General features: G+C 33.2%; 9 protein-coding genes. 7 read left to right on the top strand and 2 right to left on the bottom strand.

Going from position 1 to position 13,195, the window contains the following annotated elements:
* Positions 1–12 precede the first annotated feature (12 nt).
* The 5 genes from AXE85_RS08035 (at position 13) to cysE (ending at position 3,909) form a co-directional block, all read left to right on the top strand.
* Complete coding sequence (locus AXE85_RS08035) at positions 13–579, top strand: DUF402 domain-containing protein (protein ID WP_062174582.1); 567 nt, start codon at positions 13–15, stop codon at positions 577–579.
* Positions 560–1,372, top strand: coding sequence for an NAD kinase (locus AXE85_RS08030; protein ID WP_062174581.1), 813 nt, complete (start codon positions 560–562; stop codon positions 1,370–1,372). Before AXE85_RS08035 ends, AXE85_RS08030 begins: the two co-directional genes overlap by 20 nt.
* Positions 1,365–2,246: an RluA family pseudouridine synthase gene (locus tag AXE85_RS08025; RefSeq protein ID WP_062174580.1), complete on the top strand. Its 882-nt coding sequence runs from the start codon at positions 1,365–1,367 to the stop codon at positions 2,244–2,246. The genes AXE85_RS08030 and AXE85_RS08025 overlap by 8 nt, the downstream gene beginning before the upstream one ends.
* Before the next feature lie 233 nt (positions 2,247–2,479).
* Positions 2,480–3,388 carry a PLP-dependent cysteine synthase family protein gene (locus tag AXE85_RS08020; protein WP_062174579.1) on the top strand — a complete coding sequence of 303 codons (909 nt, stop codon included), beginning with the start codon at positions 2,480–2,482 and terminating at the stop codon, positions 3,386–3,388.
* Entirely contained in the window at positions 3,388–3,909 is a 522-nt protein-coding gene (gene cysE / locus AXE85_RS08015; RefSeq protein ID WP_082729141.1) for a serine O-acetyltransferase, read from the top strand. Before AXE85_RS08020 ends, cysE begins: the two co-directional genes overlap by 1 nt.
* 214 nt (positions 3,910–4,123) lie before the next feature.
* On the opposite strand, the gene AXE85_RS08010 is transcribed toward cysE, so the two are convergent.
* Positions 4,124–6,250 carry a transglycosylase domain-containing protein gene (locus AXE85_RS08010; RefSeq protein WP_062174576.1) on the bottom strand — a complete coding sequence of 709 codons (2,127 nt, stop codon included), beginning with the start codon at positions 6,248–6,250 and terminating at the stop codon, positions 4,124–4,126.
* A gap of 6 nt (positions 6,251–6,256) precedes the next feature.
* Complete coding sequence (gene recU / locus AXE85_RS08005) at positions 6,257–6,832, bottom strand: Holliday junction resolvase RecU (protein WP_062174574.1); 576 nt, start codon at positions 6,830–6,832, stop codon at positions 6,257–6,259.
* Between the two features lie 168 nt (positions 6,833–7,000).
* On the opposite strand from recU, the gene AXE85_RS08000 reads away from it, so the two are divergent.
* Both AXE85_RS08000 and AXE85_RS07995 read left to right on the top strand, forming a co-directional pair.
* On the top strand, positions 7,001–8,701 hold the full coding sequence (locus AXE85_RS08000; RefSeq protein WP_062174572.1) for a proline--tRNA ligase: 1,701 nt from the start codon (positions 7,001–7,003) through the stop codon (positions 8,699–8,701).
* 108 nt (positions 8,702–8,809) lie between these two features.
* Complete coding sequence (locus tag AXE85_RS07995; RefSeq protein WP_062174570.1) at positions 8,810–13,153, top strand: PolC-type DNA polymerase III; 4,344 nt, start codon at positions 8,810–8,812, stop codon at positions 13,151–13,153.
* Positions 13,154–13,195 lie beyond the last annotated feature (42 nt).

The raw sequence follows: 13,195 nt of genomic DNA, 5'->3' as shown, positions 1-13,195 counted from the left end.
AAAGGAGGCACTATGTATATTGGAGAGAAGCCCAAAAAGGGTGACATTGTAAAAATAATTGCTTATAAGCATGATGGCTCTATTCATAGAATTTGGCATAAAAATATTGTTCTTGAAGCAGATGAACAAGTTTTAATATTAGCAAATAATAGAACTCTTGTAACCGAAAGTGACGGTCGTACTTGGGTTACAAAAGAAGTGGCTCTTGTGTACTTTCACAATGATTGTTGGTTCAATATAATATGTATGTTTAGAGAAGACGGTGTTCATTATTATTCTAACCTTAGCAGTCCGTTTATCTATGATGTTGACGGAGTAAAGTATATTGATTATGACTTGGATATTAAAAAATATCCGGATGGGAAATATTTTTTACTTGATGAAGAAGAATATAACCAAAATAAAGAGCGTTATAAATATGGGCAAAAGATTGATGAAATTTTGAAATATAATGTTAACAAATTACAAGATTGGATTGATAAAAAACAGGGAGCTTTATCACCGGATTTTGTTAATATTTGGTTGGAGAACTATGAAAAAATAAAAGGTGAGGTGCAAGATGCTAAAGGGAACATTTAGTGTAGAGATAAGAGATGATGACGTGTCGCAAGAAATAGCTACTAAATTAAAGCGATTATTGTTATTTAACGGAATGGAAGAAAGTAAAATAGCACCAGATTATGTATTTATAGTGGGTGGAGATGGAACGGTACTTCGCACCTTTAATAAATATGTTGATATAGTAAATGATGTGAAATTTTTGTCTATTCATACCGGACATTTAGGATTTTATACGGATTATTCCGTTCAAAATTTCGAAAAAATTTTTCATGATATGGTGTCAATTGAACCCGTGATTGATCAGTATCCGCTTCTTAGGATTAACGCTTATTGTAAAGATAATAACCTTATAGCCGATTACTATTCATTAAATGAAGTAACCGTTGACAGCATGACAGGTTCAACTTATGCGGCGAGAGTTTATATTAACGGTGAACATTTTGAAAATTTTCGTGGAGATGGGTTATGTATCAGTACACCCACAGGTTCAACAGCTTACAATAAAAGTTTGGGGGGAGCGGTCATTCATCCACAGATGGACTTATTTCAAGTTACCGAGATAGCGGCACTAAACAATCTAGTTTATCGAACATTAGGTAATCCTATTATTTTATCAAAAGATGATGAGCTTGTTATTATACCTAATGAATATGATGATCATAGAATAAGGGTTGATTATATGGATTTTAATTACAACACCGTATCAAAAATAAAAATAACTTTGGCAGAAGACAAAAAAATTTCTTTTATTAGATATAATGATGTTGATTTTTGGAAGAGAGTAAAGAGATCGTTTATCGGAGATGAGTAAGTTAGTTTTAAAATTTAATGTAGAAGAAAAACAACTGCTTCGTGATTTTTTATTAACCAATAATATTTCAAAAAAAACATTAACTCGCATAAAATTTGATAATGGAGGGAGTATTAAGGTAAATAAAAAAGAAGAAAATGTTCGTTATAATCTGAAAAAAGGTGATAAAGTTGAAATTACATTGCCCGGAGAAAAATTCAGCGAGCAAGTAAGATTTATTGATTCACCGCTGAAGATTATGTATGAGGACGAATATTTATTAATTGTAAATAAAGAGATTAATCTCCCCTCTATACCATCACGTAATGAAGAAGATGAATCACTTTTAGAAAGGGTAAATTATTATTTTAAAGAGCAAAAATATACAACAATTCCACATATAGTAACAAGACTTGATAAAAATACTTCAGGATTGGTATTGATAGCTAAGCACAGACATATTCATGCTTTATTCAGCAAAATGAAGATTAATAAGTTTTATTTAGCACTTGTCTTAGGTAAAGTCGAAGAACAAGGAGTTATAGAAGCTAATATAAAACGGCAAAAAAATAGTATAATTATACGAGAAGTGGCAGAAGACGGGGAATATGCGAAGACATTTTTTGAATTGGTGAAATATTATAACAAAAAAAATATCAGTTTGGTAAAACTTCAACTTTTTACCGGAAGAACTCATCAAATAAGAGTTCATATGAAGTATATAGGACACACTCTTTTAGGAGATGAGTTGTATGGAGGAAGTTTACAGCTGATAAAACGACAGGCACTGCATTGTAGACAGTTGCAGTTTGAACATCCGATAACTAAAAATAAAATAGATATAACCTGCCCTTTGCCAAATGATATGGAAAAAATAATAAGGGAAAATTACTAGATAAAAGTGTGGAAAATATTTAAAAATAATAGTAAAAGAAAATTTAACAACTTGCATTATAACAAATTAACATTGAAAAATTTAATTATAGCAGGTTGTTTTATTAATTATTTGAAAATGTATTAGAATGCGAAAAAATTCAAGCAAACTCTTTATTTTTATCAAGGGTTTATGTTATAATCATAGTCAATAAATAAAATATTCATAATTGGAAAGAAAAAGGAGGAAGTTTTATGATAGCGACATCACTAAAATTTGTGGGGAATACACCTATTTATCAACTGGATAACACAAATATTTTTGTGAAACTGGAGAAGTATAATTTAGGAGGTAGTGTAAAAGATCGTGCTGTTCTTGGAATGTTAGAAGAGGCTATGCGTCAAAATGCAATCAATAAAGATACGATTATTGTTGAACCGACCAGTGGAAACACCGGTATTGCCGTTGCAATTTTAGCTTCAGTTCTTGGGATTAAGGCTGTTATTATCATGCCTGAGAGTATGAGTGTAGAACGTCGTAATATTATTAAGGCATACGGCGCTCAGTTAATTCTTACACCTAAAGAATTAGGGATAAAAGGTTCTATTGAAAAAGCTGCACAAATTATAGAAAAATACGATAATGCCATTTCATTAAGTCAATTCGATAATCCCGCTAATCCGAATTATCATTACAAAACAACGGCAAAAGAAATTTTGGAGCAAGTTCCGGATATTGATGTGTTTGTAGCCGGTGTAGGAACAGGTGGTACTTTTACCGGGGTAGCTAAGTATTTAAAAGAGCATAAACCTGAAGTTATATCGATAGCAGTAGAACCGGCAGAGTCTCCTGCTATTAGTGAAGGACATGGTGGAGTTCACAAAATTCAAGGAATTGGTACAGGATTTATACCGGAAAACTTTAAAAAAGAGTATATGAATGATATATTTACGGTATCAAGTGAAGAAGCTATTGAAGAAACAAAAAATTTCTTAAGAACGACAGGTATAGGGATAGGTATTTCATCAGGTGCGGCAATAGCCGGTGCCAAAAAGGCAGCAGAGAAGTATCCAAATAAAAAAATTGTAACCATTCTTCCTGATGGTGTAGATAAATATTTATCTGTACTTGAATTCGAAGATATTGTTCATGTAGAAATATAATGAAATTTTTTGAAAATTTACGCTATAATATTAATAGAGTGCTGAAAGAGGATCCTGCTGCTAAATCTAAATTAATGGTTTATTTAACTTATCCCCATATAAAAGCTCTTAATTATCATTTTTTTGCACATAAACTCTATAAGAAAAATCACCACACTTTGGCTAGGATATTTTCTAAAAGGGCGAGAAGAATAACAGGGATAGAAATTCATCCCGGTGCAAAAATAGGGAAAGGTTTATTTATTGATCACGGAATGGCAGTTGTAATTGGAGAAACAGCTGTAGTTGGTGATAATGTAACCCTTTATCATGGTACAACGTTAGGTGGTACAACTTTTAATCCTATAAAACGTCATCCAACGGTTGGCAATAACGTCATGATAGGTGCCGGGGCTAAGGTGTTGGGTAATGTAACTATTGGTGATAATGTAAAAATAGGAGCGAATGCTGTTGTTAAACATGATGTGCCAACAGGGGCTGTGGTGTATGAAGCAAGACCGACTGTAAAATTAAAAGATTAGTATATGGAAAAGAGGGATTGGTTCAAACTCTTTTTTATAGGTATTTTCAGATAAAATAAAATCTACAAGAAGAGAATATATAATAAAAAAGTGTCCGGCTTAAAAGTTAAAAATTTTAATAAAATTTACTTTAAAGAGCCTTTCCAAAAGTAAGGAAGCGACTTAGAAACCGTGATTTCATTAGAAATCGATTTTTAAGTCGCTTTTTTTAGTTTTATCTTCTGGTGTTTCGTTTTGTATTTCTACTGTTAGTTGTTGAATTAGATCCCGCAGTACCACTTATTGAATTAAATGCTGTGGTAAGAGAAGATCTGCCGTTTCGTTCATTTTCTGCAGCTTTAGCCTGATACACTGCATCACGGTTACTACCGGCGTACATATAATCCGTTTCCGTGTTTCGTTCTTTGGAGTATTCAACACCATTTTTAGTAACAATACCGGCAGGTTTTTCAAAAGGAGCGGGTGCTTTGTTGTCCGAAACCTTCTTCATTATATCTGCCATTATTTGTTGTGTTGTTCCTGCATGAGTGGGAGAAAGAGCTTTAGCTGCGGAGTCCACCGTATCTGCACCTTGCCAAACGGAAACGGTGTATTCCGTAGAATATCCGATCATCCAGCTATCTTTGGTTGAGTTTACTACATCAATTCCATAGTTGAGATATGCACTATCGTCAAAGGTACTTGATCCGGATTTGCCTGCCATATCAAAGTTTTTAACTTTGCCGTTTGGTGATGTACCGTTGTTTGATAATACGTCTTTCAGTATTGAGGTCATAATGTAGGCTGTTTCCTCCGACATTGCTTTTACTGGTTGTTCTTTCATGGATTGTAGTTCTCGTCCGTTAGCATTAAATATTTTCACGACCGTTGATGGTTTATTGTAGTATCCTTTATTACCGAAACTTGCGAATGCTCCTGCCATTTGTAACGGAGAAACTCCATCAACGTTACCACCAATAGCGGTGGTCGGTTCATCTTTTGAAACGGGAATACCTAATTTTTCAGCGAAATGTTTAGAACGTTCGAAACCAACCCTTTCAAAGGCTCTAACCGCCGGTATATTATATGACCAAGACAAAGCTCGACGCATAGAAATATTTCCGTGGTAAGCTCTATCCCAGTTTTGAATATAGAAGTTTGTCCCGGCTATTTTATAAGGTGTATCTGAGAATGTAGTTTGACTGTCCCAGCCATAATACTCAATGCCGGGTGCATAGTCCACTAGCGGTTTAATCGCAGAACCGGGTTGGACTTTTGCATCTGTCGCATAGTTATAACCGCCGGCTTTATAATTTTTACCTCCACCGACAGCCTCGATTAAGCCGGTTTTTGTATCAATAACTGATATTGCGGCTTGAGAAGCGTGCGGTTTCATTGGGGCACGTTGATTATCCAACATATCTTGAACATAAATTTGAAGTTCTGAATTAAGGTTAGTATAGATTTTTAAACCTAAAGAAAAAGGATCTTTAACATTTTCAAAGTTTTTATTCTCTTTTAATTCTTTATTTAATAAATCTATATAGGCAGCATATTTAGGGTTATATGTATGTTGATTGGCTCTTTCTTCTTTTGTTTTGCTTACTAGACCTTCGGTTATTGGAGTATTTATCGCTTTGTCGTATTCATCTTTTGTTATTTTGTCATTGTTTAACATGGCATACAAAACGGTGTTACGACGTTTCGTTGCATCTTCCGGATAATCATAAGGATTATATAGGATAGGTTGTTGAGGAATACCGGTCAAAAGTGCTATTTGCGGTATAGTAAGCTCATTCAAGTTTTTATTGTAAAAATATTTTGCTGCTGTTTTTATTCCGTATTGACCATCAGAGTAATAAATTTTATTAAGATACATCTCAAGTATATCGTTTTTGGAATATTTGTTTTCCAATTTTAAAGATAAGTAGGCTTCTTGAGTTTTTCTTTCTAATGATTTCTCTGCTGTAAGTAGAGAAGTTTTAACTACTTGTTGTGTTATTGTACTGGCTCCTTCACGTGCGGAGTTTGAACGAACATTAACAATGATGGCTTTAATCAAACGTATAGGATCTAAACCGATATGTGAATAAAAGCGGGAATCTTCAGTAGAAAGTACGGCATCTTTTACGTTTTCCGGAATGTCGTTAATTGATACATAATCTCTTTTTTCCGCACCGACGGTTGCGATTAAGTTAAGGTTTTTATCATATATTTCCGACGATAGCGGATCTTGAAGATTTGCTCTTGTTATATCAGGTACATCTTTAAGTTCTTTAGCAAAAAATGCCAGAACAACAAAAAATAAAATTAAGGCTAGCGTAAAAAATATTGAACTAATATACTTAAATATGTTTTTCATTTAATACTAAAACTCACTTTCATTATTTTTTATAATACTTAAATAATCTAATCTAATTTTGTAGTGGAAAGATAATTCAAATCCGTTTTCTTCGAATTCGATTAATTTTATAGATTTTCTTCCGCCATTTATTGCTCTTTCATAAAAAAACAGAAAATTTTTAAAGGGGAGAAGAAAAGTTCTATCTATTTTTTTAAATCGCACAATAATAAATGTAATACCACCATGCTTTAATATTTGTTTCATATGAATAATTTGATGTTCATGAATATTGGTTAAGGAAAAAGATGTTGTTGAATTAGTTTCTTTAGCCTCAAAATCAATATACTTTCCATTAAAAACACCATTATAATCTGTAGTAGACGGTATTTTATAAAATGCTTTTGTAATCATCGCACTTGCTCGATTTGGATAATTGACCTCTACTATTTGAATAGGTATCGGTTTTTTATGAATGACGGCAACATTATTATTTAAGTAATATTTATTCGCAAAGTTAATATCACTTTCTAGTTCCATTCCACGATTGGAATATTTAGTCTTCTGAACGAAATTATTTTTTTTATTTGGATAGTTAAACATCTTAATTCTCCATAAAATTATTATCCTTTTATTATACTATATAATTTTAATAAAAGAAAATGCTATATACAATTTTAGAAAAAATTTTAAATTTTATAATATTGTGAGCCAATATCCAACTTTTATGGTATAATAGTATTAATTTTAAAATATAAGAGGTGGTATTACATGAGACAATCAAAAACGTTTATTCCAACGACAAGAGAAGTACCATCCACTGCAGAAGCAATTAGTCATAAGTTGTTAATTAAAGCGGGGATGGTTAAGCAAGTATCTTCTGGAGTTTATACTTACTTGCCGCTTGCGACTAAAGTAATTCAAAAAATAGAAAAGGTAATTAGAGAAGAACACGAAAAAATCGGTGCTTCAGAATTGTTAATGCCGATCCTTCAATCAGAAGAATATTGGAAAGAATCTGGACGTTGGTACAAAATGGGTGACGAGCTTATGCGTGTTACCGATAGAAAAGGTGCAGGATATGCCCTTAGTCCAACTGCAGAAGAGGTGGTTTGTCAAACTGTAAATAACATGGTGACGTCTTATAAACAACTTCCGGTGAATTTATATCAATTTCAAACTAAATTCCGTGATGAAATTCGTCCCCGTTTAGGCCTTTTAAGAACAAAAGAGTTTATAATGAAAGATGGTTATACATTCCATGATACTCCGGAATCATTGAGAAAGTCTTATAATGATTATTATGGTGCATATAGTAAAATTTTTAGTAGATTAGGTTTAAAATATCGTATAGTAAAAGCGGACTCAGGAAATATTGGCGGTAGCTACACGCATGAATTTCAAGCATTAGCGGAAATAGGGGAAGATACGATTGTTTATACCGAGGGAAGTGACTATGCTGCAAATATTGAAACTGCCGTTGTCGTAGAAGAAAATTACAAAATGCCGACAGGTTTTGAGAAAAAAGAACGTGAATTGTTAGAAACACCTGAACAACAAACAATTGATGCAATAGCTGCATACTGTGGAGTTGAAACTAATCGTGCTATGAAAGCTCTGGCACTAAAAGCGGATGGCGAATATTATTTAGTTCTAATGCGTGGAAATGATCAATTAAATGATCTTAAATTTAGGAAAGCCACCAACACATCAGAAGTAGAGATGGCTACCGAACAGGAAATTGAAGAAATTATGGGCGGTTATGTAGGTTATATGGGGCCATTCGGTATTAAAAATTGTAAAATAATCGGAGATAATGCGATTAAATATATGTATAATCACAGTTGTGGAGCGAATAAAAAAGGATTCCACTATATTAATGTAAATCCCGGCGATTATCCTATTGATGCACATTATGATTTGCGTATGATTGAAGAAGGGGACTTGGCAGAAGATTTATCAGGTCCGGTAAAATTTGCTAAAGGTATCGAAGTAGGGCAAGTGTTCGAGCTTGGTAAAGGTTATTCGGAGGCTATGGATGCAACTTACCTTGATGCTAACGGACGAGCGAATCATTTTTACATGGGGTGTTACGGCATTGGTGTAACACGTATTATTTCTGCAATTATTGAACAACACAATGATGAAAAAGGTATTATCTGGCCATCAATAGTTGCACCATATCAAGTACATCTTGTTTGTATAGATACTAAAAAAGCTGAACAAATAGAAGTTGCGGAAAAATTATACGAAGAATTAACAGCAGCAGGAATAGAAGTCCTTTATGACGACAGAAATGAACGTGCGGGAGTTAAATTTAATGATGCCGACCTGTTGGGTATGCCTTTACAAGTTATTGTAGGAAATAAAGCAAGTGAAGGTTTAGTAGAAATAAAAGAACGAAAAACACTGGAAAAACAAGATACATCTGTGGCAGATGTTCTAACCGTTGTGCAAAAGTTTTTTAAATAATTACTAAAATAAAAAAAGTAGCTAAGCGGTGCAGAAGTTATATATTTTACATCGTTACAATAATATGCAACCATTTTATATATTAAGCTACTTAAAAAAGGAGACACAATGAGCAATAAACATTTTTCTCTATTAATAGATACTCTTGAACTGGCTGAGGAATTAACCGATTCAAATTTTGAAAATTTTTCGCTGGATAATATAGAAAAAGATAACAACAATAAAGTATGGACTTTTAACTTTAGTGGTAATGCACTGCCGGATGTTGCTCACTGGACACTGTTTATTCAAAAATTACGAGATAGTTTTCTAGGAGACTATCTCGTTAATTATCGTTTAAGTACAAACGAAAGAGTAACAGATAAAAAAATTATAGAATACTGGAAATATGTTATATTAGAAAATTTTGGTGAGGTATCCGGTGTTCTGATAGAAAGTATTTTATTCAGTGAAGTAAAGGTTCAAGATAAAAACTTATTAATAAAAACAATGGCACCGTCAATTTGGAAAAACTTTGTTAGTGAAAGAAAAAACGCTATCTTAGATAGCTATAAAAAATTAGGGATAATCATTGAAGATATTGTACCTGAATTTGCTAAGACAAATGTTCATGATATAACAGAGCAACAAGAAGCAAAAATTTCCAAAGAAATGGAAAAATTAGAACAGATAGAACAAAAAGAAACTGAGAAAAAAACAAAAGAGCAACCGAAAAAAAATCGAGGTTTTAATGCAGGAACCAAATACGGAAAAGAAATTCATGATGCGGAAATAGTAGACATAAAGGATGTTATCGGCTATTCCGGTGATGTAACCATAATGGCTCAAGTATTCGGAACAGAGCAGATTGTTCACAGGAACGGCTCAAGTCAATATAGATTGAAACTTACAGATTATAGTGATTCTATTATATTACGATTATTCGGTAACAACCCTAACTCTAAATTTCAAAATAATCGTCGTAATCAACTGATTGAATTGATACAAGGTATTAAAAAAGGTCAATGGATAAAAATATTTGGTACTGTCAGCAATGATCCATATTTAAGAGATACGATAATTGAGCCGAAAGCTATAGAGGTGACTGCTAAAGAAGAAAAAAAAGATAACTACAACGGGCGAAAACGAATTGAACTTAATACCCATACAAAAATGTCACAACTGGAGGGTATTTCTTCGGCGGAAGATTATTTGATAAGAGCAACTTCTTGGGGGCATGAGGCAATTGCATTTACCGATACTTACGGTGTGCAGGCGTATCCGGAAATTTGTTTAAAATCAAAAGAAAAAGATATTAAAACAATATACGGACTTAATGCGTTTATTATGGACGATAGCCTTACAGCGACAACAAATCCAAAAGAACTTCGATTAAAAGATGCAACATATGTTGTATTTGACGTTGAAACAACAGGATTATCAGCGGAAAGAGACAGATTAATAGAAATAGCTGCCGTTAAAGTAAAAAACGGTGCTCAAATTGACACATTTGAAAGTTATATTAATCCGAAACGACCAATATCAGAATTGATTACACGTTTAACGAGCATTACTGACGAGGATGTAAAAGATGCTCCGTTTGAAAAAGAGGTAATGACAAACTTTTATAACTGGCTTGATAAAGATGATATACTTGTTGCTCATAATGCAAAGTTCGATTTAGGATTTTTGGATAAAAGTTTTGAGCGATTAGGCTTAAAGAATAATAATCATGCAAGTATTGATACACTATTTATTTCACGTGCTGAAAATAAAGAAGCAAAACGTCACGGATTAAGTAATCTTACGAAGTTATACAAGGTAAAATTAGTTCAACATCATAGGGCGATATATGATACAAGAGCAACGGCGGATATTTTTATAAAAATGCTCGATCAACTTTATGCACTGGGGATAGAATACCATAATCAAATTGATAGTATGATAGATTTAAAATTAGCACACAAGCGTTCAAGGTCATTTCCTTGTTCAATACTTGTAAAAAATGCCCAAGGATTAAAAGATTTATTTAGATTGGTGTCATATAGCTGTACGGATTATTTATCGTCTGGGAAACCGACTATTCCCCGCAGTTTGTTGATTAAATATCGAAAACATTTACTTATAGGAAACGGAAATTCTGATAATGAAGTATTTGAAGAACTACTTAATGCCAAGGAAGATAAGGTTGAACAAATTATTGATTTTTATGATTATATAGAAATACAGCCCAAACATCATTATGAAAGTTTTATAAGAAGTGAGCGTATTGATGACGAGGCGGAGCTGGAAGAGATTTTAAAACACTTAATCAGTTTGGCTAAGAAAAAAGAAAAGTTAGTTGTTGCTACCGGAGATTGTTATTATTTGGATGATTATCAACATGTTTATCGCCAAATTTTACGACTAACTGTAAAAAATAATCCGGGAGCTAAGGATATTAAGCCGTTGGCTACATTTTTAACAACAGAAGAAATGCTTAAAGAATTTTCATTTTTAGATGAAAAATTAAGACAAGAAATAGTTATTGATAACACACATGTTATTTCCGATATGATAGAAAAAGTAGTTCCGTTGAAAGATAAATTGTATACACCAAATATTGAAGGTGCGGCAGATGAGGTAAGAAACTTAAGTTATAGTATGGCACATAAAATCTATGGAGAAAATTTACCGGAAATCGTAGAAAAACGCCTTGAAAAAGAACTTGCATCAATTATTGGGAATGGTTTTTCGGTAGTTTATTTGATTTCGCATAAACTGGTAAAAAAATCACTTGATGATGGCTATTTGGTAGGTTCAAGGGGCTCTGTAGGGTCATCACTTGTTGCTACGATGATGGAAATTACCGAGGTAAATCCACTATCACCGCATTATGTTTGTCCTAAATGTAAACATAGTGAGTTTTTCGTTAATGCTGAATATGCTTCTGGTTTTGATATGCCGAATAAAAATTGTCCGCATTGTAATGAGAAAATGAAAAAAGACGGTCAGGATATTCCGTTTGAAACTTTTTTAGGTTTTAATGGCGATAAAGTTCCCGATATTGATTTAAACTTTTCAGGAGAGTATCAAGCGACAGCACATAATTTCACAAAAGAAATTTTTGGAGAAGATTATGTTTATCGTGCGGGAACTATTTCAACCGTAGCTGAAAAAACGGCATATTCATTTACACGTGATTATTACGAAAAGCATGAGATTGATAAACGCAGTATTGATATAGAACGTATTGCCGCAGGGTGCGAAGGGGCAAAAAGAACAACCGGACAACATCCGGGAGGAATTTTGGTTGTGCCTAATGATATGGATATTTTTGATTTTACACCATATCAATATCCGGCAGATGATGAAACAAGTACGTGGAGAACGACACACTTCGATTTCCACTCAATTCACGATAATATTTTAAAATTTGATATACTGGGGCATGATGATCCGACTATGATAAGAAAACTTCAAGATTTATCAGGAATAGATCCAAAAACTATTGATGTATCAGATCCGGAAGTTATGGGGATTTTCTCAACAGTTGAAGCACTTGGTGTAACACGTGAACAGGTTGATTCTGCGAGTGGAACATTTGGAATACCGGAATTTGGAACAAACTTTGTTATTCAAATGCTTGATGATACAAAACCGACTACATATTCAGAACTTGTCCAAATTTCCGGATTGTCGCATGGGACGGATGTTTGGCTTGGTAATGCTCAAGAATTAATACGGAACGGTACATGTAAACTGAAAGATGTTATCGGATGTCGTGATGATATTATGGTTTATTTAATTCATGCGGGTCTTGAAGAAGGATTATCATTTAAAATAATGGAAAGCGTTCGTAAAGGTAAAGGTCTTACAGAAGAGTTTGAACAAGCTATGAGAGAAAACGATGTACCGAATTGGTATATAGATTCATGTAAAAAAATAAAGTATATGTTTCCTAAAGCGCATGCTTGTGCGTATGTACTTATGGCACTTCGTATAGCTTGGTTTAAAGTTCATCAACCGTTGATTTACTACTGTGCGTACTACTCGGTAAGAGCAAGCGATTTTGATATTATTACGGTTGTCAGAGGGGAACAGTCACTTAAAGAAAAAATAAAAGAAATTAAAGAAAAGGATAAGAATGAAGTAACGACAAAAGATAAAGACGCACTGGTGAGTTACGAAATAGCAAATGAAATGTTACAACGTGGTTTTACGTTCTCAAAAGTTGATTTGGAAAAATCATTAAGCCATGATTACATTATTGAGGATAATAAGCTGATACCGCCTTTTTCTATTGTGCCGGGATTAGGAGATAATGTGGCAAATAAAATAGTTCAAGCACGTGAAGAAAAACCGTTTTTGTCGATAGAAGATTTATCAAAACGTGGAAGTGTATCAACTACAATAATAGAATATTTAAGAGAAATGGGAACGCTAAAAGGTTTACCGGAAAGAGCGCAATTATCATTTTTTGATGAATTGTAGAAAATGTTTAATCACAAAAGATAAAAAATAACAAATTTAATT

The organism is Gemella sp. oral taxon 928 (assembly GCF_001553915.1).
In the GTDB taxonomy this organism is placed as follows: Bacteria; Bacillota; Bacilli; order Staphylococcales; family Gemellaceae; genus Gemella; species Gemella massiliensis.
Note: the sequence above shows the minus strand (reverse complement) of the source record. Positions and strands in the feature narration are given on the sequence as shown.